This is a genomic window from Gracilimonas sp., from assembly GCF_014762685.1.
GTDB lineage: Bacteria > Bacteroidota > Rhodothermia > Balneolales > Balneolaceae > Gracilimonas.
The window spans coordinates 60422-77603 of sequence record NZ_JABURM010000006.1 but is presented as its reverse complement, the minus strand read 5'-3'; the positions used below and the strand labels follow the sequence as shown (position 1 = coordinate 77603).

Sequence of the window (17182 nt, the reverse complement as noted above, 5' to 3'; positions counted from 1 at the left end):
TCAGTGATTTTCGTCGCTGATAAATTTTACGTGCTTTGCGGCTTTGAGATTATACCCCAAGCTTTGCCAAAATATCCTCAAAACCAAGCGAAATCTCCTCACTTTCCTTCATATTGCGCAGGGTGAATTTACCTTCGGCTAACTCATTATCTCCAATAATGATAGTGTAATGTGCATTTTCCCGATTGGCATCTTTCATCTGGGCTTTCATGGATCGGCTCATGTAATCCATCGTAGCAGACAGCCCGGCTTCTCTTGCTTTTGGGAGGTGGGTAAGCGCCCATTTTCGGGCAGCATCACCTAACGTCACAAAATAAACATCCACTGATTTTTCTTTAGCCAACTCAATTTCCAGTTCTTCACAAGCAATAAAAAGTCGCTCCATTCCGGCCGCAAATCCAATGGCAGGAGTTGAGGGACCTCCGATTTCTTCTACCAACAAATCATAACGGCCGCCGCCGGCCAGGGCATCTTGTGAGCCTAAATCAGGGCTTGTTAATTCAAAAGCGGTGCGGGTGTAGTAATCCAATCCTCTAACCAAATGTGGATCCAGGGTGTAGTTGATTCCCAAGTCATCCAGGTAATCTTTAACCTGCTGGAAATGTGCTTTGGATTCTTCATTCAGGTAATCATTGATAACCGGCGCATCTTTGATGAATGGCTGATCTTCATCTTCCTTTGAATCCAGGATGCGCATTGGGTTCTTCTCAAAGCGTTTTTGGGAAAGCTCACTGAGTTTACCAAGATTGGGTTTTAGATATTCCCTAAGCGCTTCTTTATAAGCTTCCCGGCTTTCCGGGTCACCCACGGAATTCAGTTTCAATTCAAAATTACTGATTCCCACTCGCTCATAAACTCGTATCATCAAGGCAATAATCTCCACATCTGCAACAGGATCATCACTTCCCAAAACTTCAGCCCCAAATTGATGGAATTGACGCTGACGGCCTTTTTGTGGGCGCTCTGCTCGAAACATAGGCCCGATGTAATATAATTTTTGTGAACCGCCCCTTTGTTCCATGTGGTGTTCAACAAAGGCCCGGACTACCGGTGCCGTCAATTCCGGCCGCAATACGTAATGGCTGTCACCTTTTTCAAACGCAAAAATCTCCTTGGAAACAATATCCGTCAATTGGCCGATACCCCGAACAATCAATTCAGTTTGCTCCATGATTGGGGTGCGGATTTCTTCAAAATTAAATTTGGCGGCTTCCTCATGAATGATAGTTTCCAGCGCCCTCCATTTAGGAGATTCATCCGGAAGAATGTCTACCATTCCAACGTGAGAAGTATACTTGGGTTTGGGCATGTGCTTATTTATGATGTAAATTAAGATTGATGAAGATAAGGTTCATGTGGATGAATTTCTGTAGAATAAGTACCTTGATTGTGAAATTTAAAAATGTATAAATGGTCATTTTAAATTCAGAAACACTAAAAACCGATTGTATGAATCCTTTAGTTGCTCAAAGATAAATGTCATTATCACAAAAAGCATTGGGTGGGGTACTTTGGGCAACCGTTGAAAAATTTGGTAGTAAAATTATACAATTTTTCACGACCATAATTCTTGCCCGCATCCTTTTACCCGAAGATTTTGGAACGGTGGCGATGGTGTCCATTTTCTTCGCGATTTCGATGATACTTATAGATAGCGGTTTCAGTCAGGCACTAATACGAGAAGATGAAATCTCAGAGAGGGATAAAGCCACTACCTTCTATATTAATTTTATCACCGCAATTTTTCTTTTCATAGTATTGTGGGTTTTCGCTCCTTTGATCAGTGAATTTTTTCAGGAGCCCGTACTTCTTTGGATGACGAGGTTTATGGCTTTTACTCCCATTTTCTTTTCGCTGACTATAGTACAAAGAGCTCTTTACTCTCACAGAATTAATTTTAGAACTCAGGCATTTATTTATCTAATATCGTCGGCATTAAGTGGAGTAAGTGCAGTTATATTAGCTTTATATGATTTAGGAGTATGGGCATTGGCCTCACAGTATGTATTGTTATCATTTGTTACCTCATTTTTATTTTGGGGCATCAATCCATGGTTACCTAAAGGCTTCATTGATAAGGAATCATTTAAAAAACTTTTCGGATTTGGTTCAAATTTAATGCTCACCGGACTTATAAGTGTAACTTTTAGAGAGGTTTATAAAGTTATAATTGGGAGGTTATACAGTACTTCCCTGCTTGGGTTTTATGCTCAGGCTGAGAATATCAAAAATGTAGTTTCAGATAATCTTGTAAGCGTTCTGGTGCGCGTAACTTATCCCGCATTGTCAAAAGTGAAGGACGATATTGAAAGGCTTAAAGATGGCTACCGTAAAATTCTGAAAGTAACTTCACTGTTTATTTTTCCTGCAATGATTGGTTTGATATTAGTAGCTGAACCCATGATAGTAACAGTGATTGGCGAAAAATGGTTAGAGTCAGTACCTATTGTTAAGCTTTTGGCAATTTTAGGTATGATTCATCATATGCATGTAATAAATTTGAATATTCTTAAGGTTTTGGGAAGGTCTGATCTAATACTGAAACTTGAAATTATTAAAAAAATTGGAGTTACAATTGCAATTATAATAGGACTATCCTTTGGTTTCTGGGGTTTAGTGGTTGCACAGGTGGTAAGTTCATATGTTTCACTTTTTATTAACATGATCTATACTGCCACATTAATGGATTATAGCAAAAAAGAGCAGATTATGGATGTGTTTCCAATCCTGTTTTTTAGTATACCTATGGGAATGATAGTGTTTGGATTAGATTTCATGAATTATGGAAATGAGCTGCTTAGATTACTGGTTTTAGTACTAAGTGGGATATTTGTATATCTTGGAACGTGTTTCATTTTAAAGCCCCAACCATTTAAGGATATTGTTTACATCCTTCGGCCAAAATTCCCAATCTTTAATAAGATTAAATTATGATTCAGATAACCAAACCTTTTATGCCTCCTTTAGAAGAGTATCAGGAGTTTTTGGAAGGAGTTTGGGAAAGAGAATATTTAACAAATGACGGGCCTCTAGTTCGTCAATTAGAAAAAGAATTAACAGACTATTTAAAAGTAAGTAATTTGCTTTTTCTCTCTAATGGCACGATTGCTTTGCAAATTGCAATGAAGGCTTTGGGCTTAAAAGATGAAATTATCACTACACCATTCTCGTATGTAGCCACTACATCATCAATTGTATGGGAGGGGTGTAAGCCGGTTTTTGTAGATATAGATCAGGAAACACTTAACATCAATCCAGATTTAATTGAGGGAGCCATTACTGAGAAAACTACGGGGATTTTAGCTACACATGTGTATGGGAACCCTTGTGATATTGAGTCCATAAAAAAAATAGCAGATAAACATGGTCTAAAGATTATTTACGATGCTGCCCATTGTTTTGGAACCACTTATAAGGGGAAGTCAGTTTTTGAATATGGTGATATCAGTGCTTCCAGTTTTCATGCCACTAAGCTTTTTCATACAGTCGAAGGTGGAGCTGTTTTTACTCAAGATGATGACCTAAATAAAAAAATGTGGCATATGCGAAATTTTGGTCATGCCGGTCCGGAAAATTTTGAGGGTATTGGTATTAATGGAAAGAATTCGGAATTACATGCCGCAATGGGTTTGGTGAATCTAAGGCATATCGATCGGGTGATGGAAAAAAGAAAAAAACAGAGCCTTTTTTACAGTGATCACTTAGGAAAGAGTAAAAAGCTAAAATTACAGCAGCCCAATAGATTTGCAAAGGTAAATTACGCTTATTTTCCTGTTGTGTTTGACTCAGAAGAGTTGACTTTACAGGTATTTAATTCATTGGTTGAAAACAAAATTTATCCAAGAAGATATTTTTACCCCTCACTAAACAAGTTGGACTATGTTACAGGTTCAATGCCGATTTCAGAGAATATTGCCAGCCGAGTATTATGTCTTCCGCTTTATCATGATTTAACTAAAGAAAATCAGGATAACATAGTGAATATTGTTATAGAAAAATTAGGTTCGTAAAATGTCCAAAAAAATAAATATTGGAGTTTTTCCTTGCGGTTCAGAAGTTGGCCTTGAAATAAACCGGTCATTAAAGTACTACAAAGAATTTAATTTAATAGGGCTTAATAGCACAAGAGATTACAGTTACTTGAGTTATAGTGATTATATAGAAGATCTCCCATTTATTCATGAGGATACTTTTTTTGAAAAATTAGTAGAGATAATTAACGATCGAGAGATTCGGTATTTAATACCAGCGATGGATGAAGTAGGTTATCTATTAAAAAAAAACGAAAAGAAGATTTGCTGTGAAATTGTTTATCCTGAATTCTCTATTGCAGAAATTCTGAGAAGAAAATCATCTACTTACAAAAAGCTGAAAAATATACTAAATACCCCTAATGTATATAGCGATTTAGATGAAATAGAAAAGAAATTGCCAGTTTTTATCAAACCAGATATTGGCTATGGATCTCGAGGTGCAAAAAAAATAAAGAATCTTGATGAGCTCCATGCCGAGCTTGATCGGTCACAAGAGTTATTAATTATGGAGTATTTGCCCGGGGACGAATTTACGGTAGACTGTTTTTCTGATAGTAATGGTAAATTATTATTTGCAGGAGCGAGAATAAGACAGAGAGTGAGAATGGGAATCAGTGTTTCTACAAAAAAAATTTCCAATGAGAAAAAATTTAATACTATAGCGAAAAGGATTAGTGAAGAGCTAAAGATGAGTGGCGTTTGGTTTTTTCAGTTAAAAGAAGACAAAAATAAAAAGCTAACACTTTTGGAGGTTGGTGGAAGGGTGTCAGGTTCAATGGCTTTATATAGGGGCATGGGATTGAATTTTATTGCATTAGATCTCTTTCAAAGAATAGGTGAAGAAATTAAAATTCCAAAATTAATAAGTCATTCCGCAAGTTTAGAACGTTCTTTAAATTGTAGTATTAATTTAGATTTTGATTTTAATACAGTTTACTGCGACCTCGATGATTGCTTGATTATTGATAATAAAGTCAATAAAAAACTGGTCACTTTTCTTTATCAATGTCTTAACAAAAATAAAAAATTAGTTTTGATAACAAGACATGAAATTAAGCCTGCTATTACCTTAAATAAATATAGGCTTTCAAATCTTTTCGATAGGGTAGTACATATAAAAGATCGGTCAGTTTCAAAGGCAGAATTTATAACTGATAAAAGTGCAATTTTTGTCGATGATTCCTTTCAAGAAAGAGAAAAAGTTTCAGACTTAAAGGGTATTCCAGTTTTTGCACCTGATGCAATAGAATTATTGATTACAGAACACTTTGATTAATGAAAGAAGTATACATTCATATAGGTTATCCGAAATGTCTTTCAACAACCATTCAGAGAAGTTTTTTTGAAAAACATCCGGGAATTAATTTTGCTGGTGTAGGAGTAGAAGATAACATCAGTTATAGAAATAAAGATATTGAATATGGGTTTGAGGTACTGCTTAAATATGCCTCTAATGTTTTTTGGGAAAACCATAAAAAGAAATTTAAAGATGTGGTAGTAAATTTTGTTGAAGAATCAGGTGCAAAAAAACCTGTCTTTTCAAGCGAACATCTAAGCATGAATTTCTCTTTTCAGGGTATTGAAAACTTGATTAAATATGAGCGATTGAATGAAGTTTTTTCCAATTATACGATCAAAATATTAGTGATACATCGGGATCCAATCAGCTTTATTAGAAGCTTATATAAAGAATATTTAAAGATGGGGTACAAAGAAAGTTATTCTGACTATTTAAGATGGATCTTAACATTTCAAGATCGAAATTTTCTTCCCGATCTAAATTATGAACTAAAAATCAATTCTCTATCTGGTTTTTTTGGTAGACAGAATATCACCTCTTTAAGTTTTGAATCAATTATTGAAAGGGGTGTGGAAACTGAATTGAAGCAAAGCTTAACAAATTGGTTGAAATTAAATTCAAAAGACTGTGATAATCTTAATATAGGCAATGAAAATCCTTCATTGAGCCAAGAAGAAGCAGCAAAGCTTTTGATTTATAACAAAAAAAACCCAAGGGGAATGGGGCTGGCACAAACAGAGCCTTTTGAAAGACATAGATCCAGATTGCAATATAGGTACTCAGGTTTGGACTATTCTGAAAAGGAGATTTTTTCGAATGTTGTGGACAAACGAAAAGCATTGGAGGGTATTAAATCAATGACTAAACCAAAAGATGTTAACTTTCAGGATTCAAATGCCTTGGAAGAAGAAATTTTAAATACTATAGCAAGCTTTGGTTCATGAAGTTAGAGGTTTTCTTAAAAAAGTATGAGAATGTATCTGTAGAAAAAATTCAGAAAGAAGAAAGGATAAACCCGGTAGTATCCGTATGTATCCAAACGTATCAACAGGCTAATTATATTGAAGAGTGTTTGGATTCTGTTTTAGAGCAGAATGTTGATTTTTCATATGAAATTTTGATTGGAGAAGATGACTCCAATGACGGAACAAGGGCTATTTGTAAGGAATATGCCAAACGTTATCCGGATAAGATTAGACTGTTTCTGCACAGCAGGGAAAACAATATTAAGGTAGCAGGGCACCCAACCGGTAAATTCAATTTTTTTTATAACCTGTTTCACGCCAAAGGAAAGTACATTGCTATTTGTGAAGGAGATGACTTTTGGGATGACGTAAATAAGTTACAGGATCAGTATGATTTTATGGAATCTCACCCGGAATGTTCAATGTGCTTTACGGCAGTGAAGACCATAAAGAATAAGCAACCATCTAAGAGTACAGTTAAGCGTCCTCCCGGAGCAAAGCCTAACCGCATATATTCTGTTAGGAATGCTATTATAAAAGCAGGAGAATTTGCACCAACTGCTTCAATGTTTTTTAGGCAAAAATTTCTTCAGGAAGTTCCGGATTGGATATTTTATGCCCCTGTAGGAGATATGCCCCTTACACTTTATTTAGGTACAAAAGGAAATTTCGGATACCTTGATAAAGCTTCTGTTGTCAGGCGTTCAATGGCTGAAAACTCCTGGAGTGCAACCATGAATTATCAACGAAGGCGGGGAATAGTAAAGGAACTTTTGAGTACAAAAGAGAGCTTTAATGAATACACAAATTATCAGTACAATACACTGGTAAAGCTTGAAAAAGCCCGAATTCATTTCAATGATAAAAAATCGATCGTAAAACGAGCCATTGCTCAAACCCTGCTGGGACGAAAACTCAAAGAATGGTTTGATTTATAACCGGGATATTATTTCGTGATTTCGGTAATAATCTCTATGAGCTCTTGTTCTCTTCTTTCAAGAGAAAACTGTTCAATAATTCGTTGCCGGGCTTTGGGGCGTAATTCTTTTGCTTGGTTATGGGCCTCTTTTATTAAGGATGAAATCTTTTTGGGATCAGGTTCATTTGCAATAAAGCCTGTATCTCCTATAGCATTAGGGATACCAAAAACGGGACTTCCAACAGGAACACAGCCGCATAACATCGCTTCACAAAGCACATTAGGCATGCCTTCAGAGCGGGAAGGTTGAAGGTAAACTGAACTTTCGGCATAAATTGCAGCAAGCTCCTTTCTCGGGACACTTGGGAGAATTTTTAGGTTCTCCGGAGGTGAATATTTATCGGTAAGTAATTTCTTAAGATCATCCGGAATCCCCACAATAGTAAATGAATAGCTCTCCAATAACTTTGCAGTTTCAATAACAAGATCTAATCCTTTAATAAGAGCCTTAGTTAGATTAGGACACGAGGCAACTGTAACTACCGATTTTTCTCTTTGGCTTAGCCCCGCCCTCCACTTTTCAGGATCATATCCTGTAGGCAAAACACGCCAATCCGTATTAAAGTTTGGGATGTTATTCTTTAATCCATTGGGGTGAGCACCCGGCCAGTTTTTGGCAATACTTTTTGTTTTAATTAAGGTTTCATCAACCGGAAGGAGGATGGTATTGTTGGAAATGACAAATTTACCAATGGGAGCTCTCCATCCACTCGAAAAGATTCCATAATTAAACTCTTCATTCTTATTGCAGTCGAATCCCCCTAATACGGTGATCAATGGAATGTTAAAAACCTGAGAAAATAGAGCAGGTAAAAAAGCGTGATAGTCTGAAAACCAACAATAGATAACTTGAGCGTTTCTAATGTTTTTAATTAGCCACCAAAACTGCAAAGTTAAACGCTTGATGAATAGAAGCAGGTTTAAGACTAAACTATTTGTTCGGACTGCTTCGAAATAGAATGGTTTTAGATTCCCGATTTTTTTTAGAATCCTGATATCTTCGCGGACAAACGAAGCGTCAACCTGGTGAATAAATAAAATATCAGGTCTTTTATTTTTCATTTAGAGTTAAATCTTTCAATTACATTTAAAGCAATTTTTGAACAAACTTCATCGATCAAAAGGGCTCCTCCAAAGGTAATAGATGATACAGAGAACAATCCTCCTCTTTTTTCTCTGGGTTCTCGTACAATCATATCAGCACCACCCCACAGGTTTTTGCCTTTGGCAACTTTTATAATGTCTGCAGGTGCGGTTTTCGACAGCTTGTCGGTTTCCCAACCAGAGGCTCCCTGACCGGTAAGTCCCTGCACTGAACCCGGTCTGCCCGGGTCATACCGTCCGGTTTTGGGAGGGGTGAAATGATTCAGTGACTGTTTTCCGAAAATTGTTCCTTTTTTGATGTCTGAAATTCCCTCAAATACCCAATGTTCCGGCTTTTTAACAGTATAAGGGGCACAAGTTCCATAATCGGAAGAATTAAAGCGTACTCCAATGATTTGGGTTTCATCTTCAACACTGTTTTCAAAATGAAGACTAAGGCAGCGGTGTGATCCGTCTGTATAGAAGTCCACTTCTCGGTAAATAGAATTTCCGGAGATATTCAGAATAGAAAGTTTATGCTGCTGGTTGGCTTCTTTCAAGCCGTAATACATCGACTTACTCCAGTATTCGCAATGGGTGGAAAGCAGAATAGCATCGTAGTTCTTGAGCAATTCGGGATGTTGATGAAGTTCGAAGCCGGAAATCATATCGTACTCAAAACCTTCGCGCTCCAACCAAGCCAAAATCCGCCACTCACCGCCTGCCAAGTGATTGGTAAAAGGAATTTCAGGCTTTTCATCTTCTAGTGCACAATTGGTGAAAGGCCGCTTAACAGACAATTTTTGAAACATCCACGGTTTTTCTTTAGCTGGAAGTCCTAAAAAACCTCGAATATTTTTTACCCAGGAAGATGGAAGTCTCTTCCCAATTTTCCCAGCCAAGTGATTCACCAAGGGAATATTAGTAGAAAAATCTTTGGAGTGAGTATTTTCAAAACTGCGATAGCGATTTCGGCCGCCCCAAATATTATAACTCTGCCAGTTGTTGGTACTTGCCAATACCAAGAGTCTGTTGTTAGGAGATGGAGACGATACTGTAAAAGGAATAGCAAACTGTTGTTTTTCAGTTTCCAGCAGCAGACTGTAAAGCCCGGGTTTGGCATCTTTAGGAACTTCATAAGTGAGTGAAGTTTCCCAGCTTAATCCGTTTTCCACAAACCAATGATCAGGCAGCTCCTGGATTTGAGCTCCACATTCACCCAATTCGAGTATCCGTTCTTTTTTTACCCCGTGTCTGTATAGAGTGCTCTTCCATGGAGAAAGTGAGTGAACGAAAACCTCTATTTCTTCACCGGGCTTGAACCAAAGTTTAGGCTGATAGCCAAGTAAATCATTTTCGAGTAAACGAATTAATTCAGGTAATTCTGCCGGGCAATATTCTTTGGAGGAGAAACCTTTTTTGCTAACTAAAATTCTAGAAGCCGATTCCGGAATCTCCATTTTCCATTTTCCGCTTTCCGAGGTCTGTGTGTGAGCTAATACTTCATCATGCTTGTCCAGTATTTGTAAAACAGCCCCTTCAATTGGTGCAGCTAGCTCTCCGTTTTTAATACTGCCTTGTTTAATCATTGGTTGAGTATCCATATTCATGTAAAATCGGCTGTACAATCTTCTTGATTTCCGGCAAAAGATTGTTGGGTAGGTCGGTTTTCCATCGTCCGGTATTTGATTTGGAAAGGTCAACCGAAAGAAGTGCTGAATTCCATTCCAATTCATAAAAATCTGCAACTTCTTTCAATACATCTTCCGGATTTGAACACAGATTTTCCAAAGATATTTCTCGGTAACTTTTACCAGGCAGGGTTTCTCTTATTTTGAACCATCGCTCTAAAAGCGAAACATAGAAATGGGCGGCTTGAATGGGGTTTTTGGGAGCCCATGCTTGTTTAGTAAATGAGGATATCACATCCAGGGGATGTCGATAAATATGTATGAGTTTCGCTTCGGGTAACCACTCCATAAGTGTATCAAAATGTAGAATATTCCAGGTATTGTCATCCACAAAGGCCGAGGCTTGCTGCTCATGTACAACTGAAGCAGTCATTTCCCGATAGAATTTTCCAAAGGTATCTCTCCAGATGTTTTTATCTGGAAAGGAAGCGAAATGAATTTTCCCGGATCCAAATTCATTACCCATAGAAAATCCTTTATAGGAAAACTCCCGAAGGTCATCGATCAATGCATTTACCAAAACATCATAATCCGGGCAAAATTCGGTAATACTTACGCCGGCATTTTTCCTTTCCAATTTAAAAGGAAGTTTCTGGAACCCGGTTTTTTTCAGCAAAAAACGGTATGCTTTTTCAGGTAAAAAAGTCAGGGAAGCTGATTTTAATAAATGCTCCAATCGTTTAAGCTTTATATCAAAAAGGTATGGATTCCAGTTATTGGCGAGCGATGTATAGAAATCTATCAGTCCATCGGGATCTGTAGTAATACGGAATTCATGCATCCCAGCTGCATCGGGGTGGCTGGAGAGTACTGTCCGCAAAATAGTGGTACCACTGCGTCCGCTTCCTCCAATAAAACAAAGTTTGGTATGTGTCTGAGAACTTTTCATTCAATCAATTTCACCAGTTTTTCAGTTAAGCGGTACCTGGAAAACGGATGATTTTTAAAATCTGTTTCCCATTTTTGATATGGGATATTATTTTTGCTAATGGCATCTCTTAAAAATTCCTGAATGGGATTGATTTCTTGATAATCAAAACAAATGCCAAGTTTGTATTTGTCAATGATAGCCGCAGCATCACCATCTTCCGGTCCAATGTACAAAATAGGACGCTGAGCTGCGATATAATCAAACAGCTTTCCGGTTAAAATCAGTTGGTTATGTTTTGATCGGGGGATTACCAACAGTAATAAATCAGCTGAACTCATTTCATTTTTTGCCTGGAGATGTGGCACATATCCTTTAAATGAAACGAGCTCACTCAAATTGTACTCATCAATTACATCATGCACTTTTTGATTATATGAACCAAAAAAGTGTACGGAAATTTTGGATCGTAAATTAGGATCAAGAGCACTTAGGGCAGAGAAGAAATTATAAGGAATAGCCGGCTCAGTCATGCTGCCTATATACTTAATAGTTAATTTCTGTTCCTTGTTTGTTTTTGGGTGATCCGGGAAATCATCATGGTCAAAGCCATTGGAAATCACATGGTATTCCCTCTCATAAATGCTTTGTTGAAGTTTAACCATACTTTGAGATACAACAATAACCTCATCAGCTGCTTTAAGTGCCTTTTTTTCCAAAGATTTGTCAATGTTTTGGGCTAACGAGGTTCGCGGAAGCGTCTCATTATAAAATATTTGAGACCAGGGGTCACGCATATCCATAACCCATTTCAAGCCGGGGTACCATTTTTTTAGTTTGGTGCCGATTATATGAGTAGAATTTGGAGGCCCCGTTGTAACTACAACATCTATATTCTGTTCCTTAATAATCTTTTTAGCTTTTAAAAAGGTAGAGGGAATCCAGCCAATGCGAGCGTCAGGGATAAAAAAGTTAGAACGCAGCCAAACACCTAATTTTTGCATCAATCCGCCATCCATAGAAAAAGCAGTTGTCGGGGTGGAAACCTGTTTATCGGTTTTGCCGGTTAACTTGGCAAAAATGGAATAAGGTTCGATGCTTTTAGAGTAAAAGATTTGAAGATTTTCTGAAATTTCATCAAGAAGAGATTCATCAATGATAGGATAGGTGCCATTTTTTACCGTAAGAACAATTGTCTCAATATTAAATTCAGGAAGATACTTACAGAATTTAACCCACCGTTGCACCCCTGCTCCTCCGCTGGGAGGCCAGTAATAAGTTATAATCAAAACTTTTTTACGAGTCACCGGAACCACGGTTTTTAAACCAGGTAAAGCACCACAATCCGGCAATTAATATTTGAGCGAAAAGTGAAATCCAAGATAGTAAGACCCCGATTTTCCAGGATTGAGGCTCAAACCGAAGTTCAAGGTCATGTTCACCGGCCGGTATTTCCATCCCGCGCAGCAAATAATTGGTTTTATAAATAGGAATCTCTTCTCCATTCAATTCGGCGATCCATCCCGCGGGATAATAGATTTCACTGAGTACCAAAAAGCCGGGTTTTTCTCTTGAAATATCAATGGATATTTCCGGGCCGGTATAGTTGGTTATTTCCACAGACGCCGTCGTATCAGGAGATGATGAAATGGGTTCTGAATTTTCAACCACAGCCGTTGTTGCAAAATCAAGTTGTCCGGGTTTGAGATAGTTAAAAGCTTCCGGGGGATCTTGAACAGTAATTACTGAATCCACAAAAAAGGCTTTGGACAACACATTTTGGTTTTCATAAACAACTCCGCTCTGGCTTTGGAAAACAGGTTCAAACCCCGGAAGTGGCAAGCCTTCCCGGTAAGTTAGGTACTTAACATTCAAAAGATTAAGAAGATCAGGATTGAAGTCGCGGCTGCTCACATCCAGTGGCCCGCCGTTATACAATACATCTTGAATAATACTTAACTTAGCCGCGGTATATCCGCCAATATTGGGATAAAAATAAGAAGGGGTAGCACTGCTATACGGATTATCTAAAAGCGGAAATACACGGAAGGGGTAAGCGGTATTTTCTGAAATATTATCCTGGATAAAAGTATCAATATCCCTTCTCTGAGATTCTAATAGATCTTTTGAGCTTACGTTACCTTCTACAAGAGCGTTCTCCGGGATATATCGTTTATCTACACTTAGTAAGTCAAATCCTGCAATCAGTATAAAGCCAAAAAGGCCAATAGAAAGTGGAATTTTTTGAACGAAAACTATATACATCAATCCGGTGCTAATGATCAAAATGATGGCAAATCTCAATAGATCACTTTTAGCTTTTTCCTCACGCTCGGGCACCAATTCAGCGTTTACATAACTTTCCGCCCTTCGCTGTACCTGGGGATTGGTGGGACTCACCTGGTTCTGTTGAGCAATTTGATTTGCAATGTTTTCAACTTCACCGGGTTTTGTAAAATTAGTGGAATTGATTTGGATAAAGAGAAAAATCAACACTGCACCGGATAAACCCAATGGGATGTAAAGTTTTTTAAGGTCAGCCTTTTTGTCTTTAACAAAGTCTACAAACCAGTCTAAGCCATAAACAGCAACTACAGTATAACAAAAAGCGGTTAACGTAAGCCAGGTTTCGGGGGCACGAAATTTATCAAAATAGGGGATGTAGTCGAAAGCAAATTGGTTCAGCATACGAAAGTTCTCACCCCAGGCGAACATCATTCCAAGCGTTCCTGCGACAAAAAATATGTACATGATTTTACTGCGTTGCCGAAAAAGGGCGAACAAAATAAATGGAAGGCTGAGGGCACCCAAATAATGCGGTCCTGAAGTAAAAGATTTAGGTCCCCAATATTCAGGTGAGGCTCCTCCAAAATAATTAGGAATTAAAAGTGTCCAGGTTTCTTTTATTCCCTGTGACCATGCAAATGCATATCCGGAATCAAGTCCGGTTGAATTATCCAGAGCGGAACCGCCCCGTAAACTATAGCTGGCATATTCCTGGAGAGGCAGTAATTTTTCAGCGTGTCCAAAGATACTTAGGATGGTTCCAAGAGCTAAAAAGCCGGTGACAACACTCCAACTTTTCAGGTTTTGTTTTTTGTAAGAATTCCACGTATCAAAAACCCAAAGGAAGCCAAGTAAATAGAAGAAGTAATATGTAATCTGGGGGTGGCCGGCTCGTAATTCCAAAGTCAAAGCCACAGTAAATAAAAGCAGTCCGGGCAGTTTCTTTTCTTTTCGTGTGAGCAGCCAGTAACCTGCTATCATCCATGGGATAAAGGTAAGAGCGGCAAATTTATTGGTATGGCCGGCTACAATTATTATCGGGAAGTAAGCAGTAAGGCCATACATAAGGCTTCCAAATACAGAACTCAGGCTCCTGAAACCCATTATTATCAATAAAAAGTAAGTACCGGAAAGCAGCACCCAATACTGAAAAGCGGGGTAAATATTCCTGAAAAGTGGGGCAATTCTGTCTAAATGCGGAACTTGAACTTTTGTTGATACTACAAAGGACGGCATTCCACCAAACATATTATTAACCCAAAGGGGTTCTTTGTCATATATTTCACGGTATTCAATTACCGATTCAGCACTTGCCCGCCACTGGGTAATATCGTGTCGCTGAAACTCTTTTCCACCGATGGTTGTAGCTGTAAAGAGGAAAAAGGGAATCAGAAAAAGTATCAGCAAGGCTATGATATGCTGCCGGGTTTCAGAAAGGCTGGAAAAGAAATCCTGGTTTGAAGCAGAGTTTGTATCGGGCATGAGCTTAGGTTTATTCAATCACTTTTGGTACACGGAAATAGTCACTGTCGGCATCTGGGGCATTTTTAAGGGCATCCTCATGAGAGAGAGGTTCTTTTGCCTCATCTTTGCGGAATCGGCTATCTAACTCAATAACGTGCTCAAGTGGCTCCACGTTTTCAGTATCTGCCTCATTCAGTAACTCCATGTAATCAAGAATTTTGTTCATATCTCCTGCAAAGGATTTTGCTTCTTCCTGATTAAGTTGAAGTCTTGCAAGGTTAGCAATGTATTGTACGTCTTTTTCAGTAACTGACATATTTTTGAATAAAATTTATTTAGTGGTGTTGAATTTAAGAAACATTGAGTGAAAGATTAATGTGTTTTTAAATACGGTAAAAGTTTTAGAAAACATGTAATAAGGTCTGCATCTTTTTAAATCAAAAACTTGGCATGTTGGTAATTTTATTTTCATTTTAACAAACTAATTTAATGTCATGATCAAAAAGAAAATAACAATAAAAAATACAGCAGGCTTGCATGCCCGACCATCTGCACAACTGGTCAAGTTAGCAAGTAAATATAAATCCGATTTCTATATCCACAGTTATGGGTATAGGGTGAATGGGAAAAGTATATTAGGGGTGATGACCCTGGCTGCTGAGCATGGCGCAGAATTGGAACTAGAGCTTGACGGGGCAGATGAAAAAGAAGCTTTGGAGGCGATAGTTGATGCCATTGAGAGCAAATTTGGAATGGAAGAGGACTAAGGTATAATGGGTTATGAAGACCTCTAAAACAAAAGAACTTATTATTAAAGGACGAACCGCTGCTTCAGGCATAGCAATTGGTAATGCTGTATTAATAAATTCTGAATCCAAAACGGTTACCCCAACTTCTATAAAAGAAAATGAGGTATTGGGCCATAAAGAGCGATTTTCAAAAGCGAGAGAAAATCTTGTGGCGGAGCTTGAGCAAATGTCCGGTGAGTTAAAAGATTCGGGTACGGCTGAAATTATTGATACTCATCAGCAAATTATACGGGATCCGGAAATTGAGAAGAACGTTTTTGATATTGTCGAAAACAAATTATTGAGCGTGGATTTTGCGGTATATCAAACCTACTGTTCGTTTATTGAACGCCTCAAGGAAAGCGGATCTGAGCTTTTTCGTCAACGCATTATTGACCTGGAAGATATCCGGGACCGGTTTATTGCTGAAGTCTGTGATCAAAAAAATAAAGAGCCTATCAAGAAAGGTTCGGTAATTGTGACAAAACAAATTAGTCCAACCGACCTGGTTTCATATTATGAAGATGGTGCGGTTGGCTTAGTTATGGAAAAAGGTGGAATTACCTCCCATGCTGCCATTATTGCCAAGTCATTGGGGATGCCTTGTATTGTAAATGCAGATGGTGTAACCAAAGAAGCAGATAAGGATAAGTCGGTTGTTTTAGATGCCGATGCAGGTGCTTTGATTTTAAATCCAAGCAAAAAAACGATTCAGTCATACAGGAAAAAAGCTAAAACGCAGAAAAAACTTGCTAAGGAAAAAGCAGCGGATGAATTTGAAACGGCGGATGGAGTTCCGTTTAAACTTTTGGCAAATATTGAGTTTGAAGCGGAAGTTGCCAAAGTCGAAGAAAACAGAGCTCAGGGCGTTGGATTATTAAGAACGGAAAGCCTGTTATTTGGAAAGCGAGTCCGAAAAAGTGTAGAAGACCAGGAAGCTTTTTATGAAGAAATTGTTTCGAAAACAACCGGCCCGGTAACTATTCGTTTATTTGATATTGGAGGAGATAAAAATGCACGTCGACCTCTCAAAGAAGCAAATCCATTTTTAGGTTGGCGGGGAATTCGATTGCTGCTGGATGAAAAAAAATTACTACGTAGCCAGCTTCAGGCTATTCTAACAGTGGCAGGGAGATATCCCGGACGAGTTAAAATACTGGTTCCTATGGTATCGGTGATTGATGAAGTACGGCAGATCAGAAATGAAATTGAGAAAATTCAGGGAGCATTGCTTTCATCGGGGGGGCAGATTGATGAAAATGTTCCCTTGGGGTTGATGGTAGAAGTACCTAGCGTAGCAATTTCAGCTTATCAGTTTGCCAAAGAGGCAGATTTTTTGAGTATTGGAACAAATGACCTAACCCAGTACACGCTTGCCGTAGACCGAGGAAATGAGCGAATTCATACTCTTTTTCAGCATTATCATCCTTCGGTACTTAAGTTGATTAAAATGACAGCAGAAGGAGCAGAAAAAGCAGATATTGAAGTGAGTGTTTGCGGTGAGCTTGCCGGAGATGAAATTGGAGCTGCTTGCCTGCTGGGTCTTGGAATTAAAGAATTAAGTATGGTTCCAAATTCAGTATTGAAAATAAATGAATTACTAAGTTCCCGGCCTCTTAAAGATTTTCAGGAATTAGCAACCTCAGCTATAGAACTCTCATCCTCCGAAGAACTGGAGCGGCTCTACGGAGAATGGAGTCAAAATTAACTAATCTGTGTTGGTT

The 17182-nt window shown here is 38.2% G+C and carries 14 protein-coding genes; 7 read left to right on the top strand and 7 right to left on the bottom strand.

The window, feature by feature from the left end; genetic code table 11:
- Positions 1–49: 49 nt before the first annotated feature.
- Entirely contained in the window at positions 50–1309 is a 1260-nt protein-coding gene (gene hisS, locus HUJ22_RS09920) for a histidine--tRNA ligase (RefSeq protein ID WP_290876796.1), read from the bottom strand.
- Between the two features lie 188 nt (positions 1310–1497).
- Between hisS and HUJ22_RS09915 the strand changes: the two genes are divergently transcribed.
- Genes HUJ22_RS09915 through HUJ22_RS09895 form a run of 5 tightly spaced genes read left to right on the top strand, consistent with a single transcriptional unit; the run spans position 1498 to position 7237 of the window.
- Entirely contained in the window at positions 1498–2934 is a 1437-nt protein-coding gene (locus tag HUJ22_RS09915; protein WP_290876794.1) for a lipopolysaccharide biosynthesis protein, read from the top strand.
- The gene (locus tag HUJ22_RS09910; protein ID WP_290876792.1) at positions 2931–4010 is read left to right on the top strand and encodes a DegT/DnrJ/EryC1/StrS family aminotransferase; all 1080 of its coding nucleotides are present in this window, start codon (positions 2931–2933) and stop codon (positions 4008–4010) included. Before HUJ22_RS09915 ends, HUJ22_RS09910 begins: the two co-directional genes overlap by 4 nt.
- A gap of 1 nt (position 4011) precedes the next feature.
- Entirely contained in the window at positions 4012–5310 is a 1299-nt protein-coding gene (locus tag HUJ22_RS09905) for an ATP-grasp domain-containing protein (RefSeq protein WP_290876790.1), read from the top strand.
- A complete protein-coding gene (locus tag HUJ22_RS09900) occupies positions 5310–6278 on the top strand; it encodes a hypothetical protein (protein WP_290876788.1) in 969 nt (322 codons plus the stop codon). The genes HUJ22_RS09905 and HUJ22_RS09900 overlap by 1 nt, the downstream gene beginning before the upstream one ends.
- Complete coding sequence (locus HUJ22_RS09895) at positions 6275–7237, top strand: glycosyltransferase (RefSeq protein WP_290876786.1); 963 nt, start codon at positions 6275–6277, stop codon at positions 7235–7237. The genes HUJ22_RS09900 and HUJ22_RS09895 overlap by 4 nt, the downstream gene beginning before the upstream one ends.
- Before the next feature lie 8 nt (positions 7238–7245).
- On the opposite strand, the gene HUJ22_RS09890 is transcribed toward HUJ22_RS09895, so the two are convergent.
- Genes HUJ22_RS09890 through gatC form a run of 6 tightly spaced genes read right to left on the bottom strand, consistent with a single transcriptional unit; the run spans position 7246 to position 14986 of the window.
- Positions 7246–8340, bottom strand: a complete 1095-nt coding sequence (locus HUJ22_RS09890) for a glycosyltransferase family 4 protein (protein ID WP_290876784.1) — start codon at positions 8338–8340, stop codon at positions 7246–7248.
- On the bottom strand, positions 8337–9965 hold the full coding sequence (locus tag HUJ22_RS09885; protein ID WP_290876782.1) for a N,N-dimethylformamidase beta subunit family domain-containing protein: 1629 nt from the start codon (positions 9963–9965) through the stop codon (positions 8337–8339). The genes HUJ22_RS09890 and HUJ22_RS09885 overlap by 4 nt, the downstream gene beginning before the upstream one ends.
- Positions 9943–10941 carry a sulfotransferase gene (locus tag HUJ22_RS09880; protein ID WP_290876780.1) on the bottom strand — a complete coding sequence of 333 codons (999 nt, stop codon included), beginning with the start codon at positions 10939–10941 and terminating at the stop codon, positions 9943–9945. The genes HUJ22_RS09885 and HUJ22_RS09880 overlap by 23 nt, the downstream gene beginning before the upstream one ends.
- Positions 10938–12227, bottom strand: coding sequence for a glycosyltransferase family 4 protein (locus tag HUJ22_RS09875; RefSeq protein WP_290876779.1), 1290 nt, complete (start codon positions 12225–12227; stop codon positions 10938–10940). Before HUJ22_RS09875 ends, HUJ22_RS09880 begins: the two co-directional genes overlap by 4 nt.
- On the bottom strand, positions 12217–14688 hold the full coding sequence (locus tag HUJ22_RS09870; protein WP_290876777.1) for a YfhO family protein: 2472 nt from the start codon (positions 14686–14688) through the stop codon (positions 12217–12219). The genes HUJ22_RS09875 and HUJ22_RS09870 overlap by 11 nt, the downstream gene beginning before the upstream one ends.
- A 10-nt stretch (positions 14689–14698) precedes the next feature.
- The gene (gene gatC, locus HUJ22_RS09865) at positions 14699–14986 is read right to left on the bottom strand and encodes an Asp-tRNA(Asn)/Glu-tRNA(Gln) amidotransferase subunit GatC (protein ID WP_290876776.1); all 288 of its coding nucleotides are present in this window, start codon (positions 14984–14986) and stop codon (positions 14699–14701) included.
- Between the two features lie 178 nt (positions 14987–15164).
- On the opposite strand from gatC, the gene HUJ22_RS09860 reads away from it, so the two are divergent.
- On the top strand, positions 15165–15437 hold the full coding sequence (locus HUJ22_RS09860; protein ID WP_290876775.1) for an HPr family phosphocarrier protein: 273 nt from the start codon (positions 15165–15167) through the stop codon (positions 15435–15437).
- A gap of 13 nt (positions 15438–15450) precedes the next feature.
- The gene (ptsP, locus tag HUJ22_RS09855) at positions 15451–17166 is read left to right on the top strand and encodes a phosphoenolpyruvate--protein phosphotransferase (RefSeq protein WP_290876774.1); all 1716 of its coding nucleotides are present in this window, start codon (positions 15451–15453) and stop codon (positions 17164–17166) included.
- The last annotated feature ends 16 nt before the right edge of the window (positions 17167–17182 follow it).

Excerpts from the sequence above, each read along its gene's own strand:
- HUJ22_RS09905 (WP_290876790.1), top strand. The coding sequence starts at position 4,012 with ATGTCCAAAAAAATAAATATTGGAGTTTTTCCTTGCGGTTCAGAAGTT.
- HUJ22_RS09880 (WP_290876780.1), bottom strand. The coding sequence starts at position 10,941 with ATGAAAAGTTCTCAGACACATACCAAACTTTGTTTTATTGGAGGAAGC.
- HUJ22_RS09890 (WP_290876784.1), bottom strand. The coding sequence starts at position 8,340 with ATGAAAAATAAAAGACCTGATATTTTATTTATTCACCAGGTTGACGCT.
- gatC (WP_290876776.1), bottom strand. The coding sequence starts at position 14,986 with ATGTCAGTTACTGAAAAAGACGTACAATACATTGCTAACCTTGCAAGA.
- HUJ22_RS09900 (WP_290876788.1), top strand. The coding sequence starts at position 5,310 with ATGAAAGAAGTATACATTCATATAGGTTATCCGAAATGTCTTTCAACA.
- HUJ22_RS09860 (WP_290876775.1), top strand. The coding sequence starts at position 15,165 with ATGATCAAAAAGAAAATAACAATAAAAAATACAGCAGGCTTGCATGCC.
- HUJ22_RS09870 (WP_290876777.1), bottom strand. The coding sequence starts at position 14,688 with ATGCCCGATACAAACTCTGCTTCAAACCAGGATTTCTTTTCCAGCCTT.
- ptsP (WP_290876774.1), top strand. The coding sequence starts at position 15,451 with ATGAAGACCTCTAAAACAAAAGAACTTATTATTAAAGGACGAACCGCT.
- HUJ22_RS09885 (WP_290876782.1), bottom strand. The coding sequence starts at position 9,965 with ATGGATACTCAACCAATGATTAAACAAGGCAGTATTAAAAACGGAGAG.
- HUJ22_RS09910 (WP_290876792.1), top strand. The coding sequence starts at position 2,931 with ATGATTCAGATAACCAAACCTTTTATGCCTCCTTTAGAAGAGTATCAG.
- HUJ22_RS09895 (WP_290876786.1), top strand. The coding sequence starts at position 6,275 with ATGAAGTTAGAGGTTTTCTTAAAAAAGTATGAGAATGTATCTGTAGAA.
- hisS (WP_290876796.1), bottom strand. The coding sequence starts at position 1,309 with ATGCCCAAACCCAAGTATACTTCTCACGTTGGAATGGTAGACATTCTT.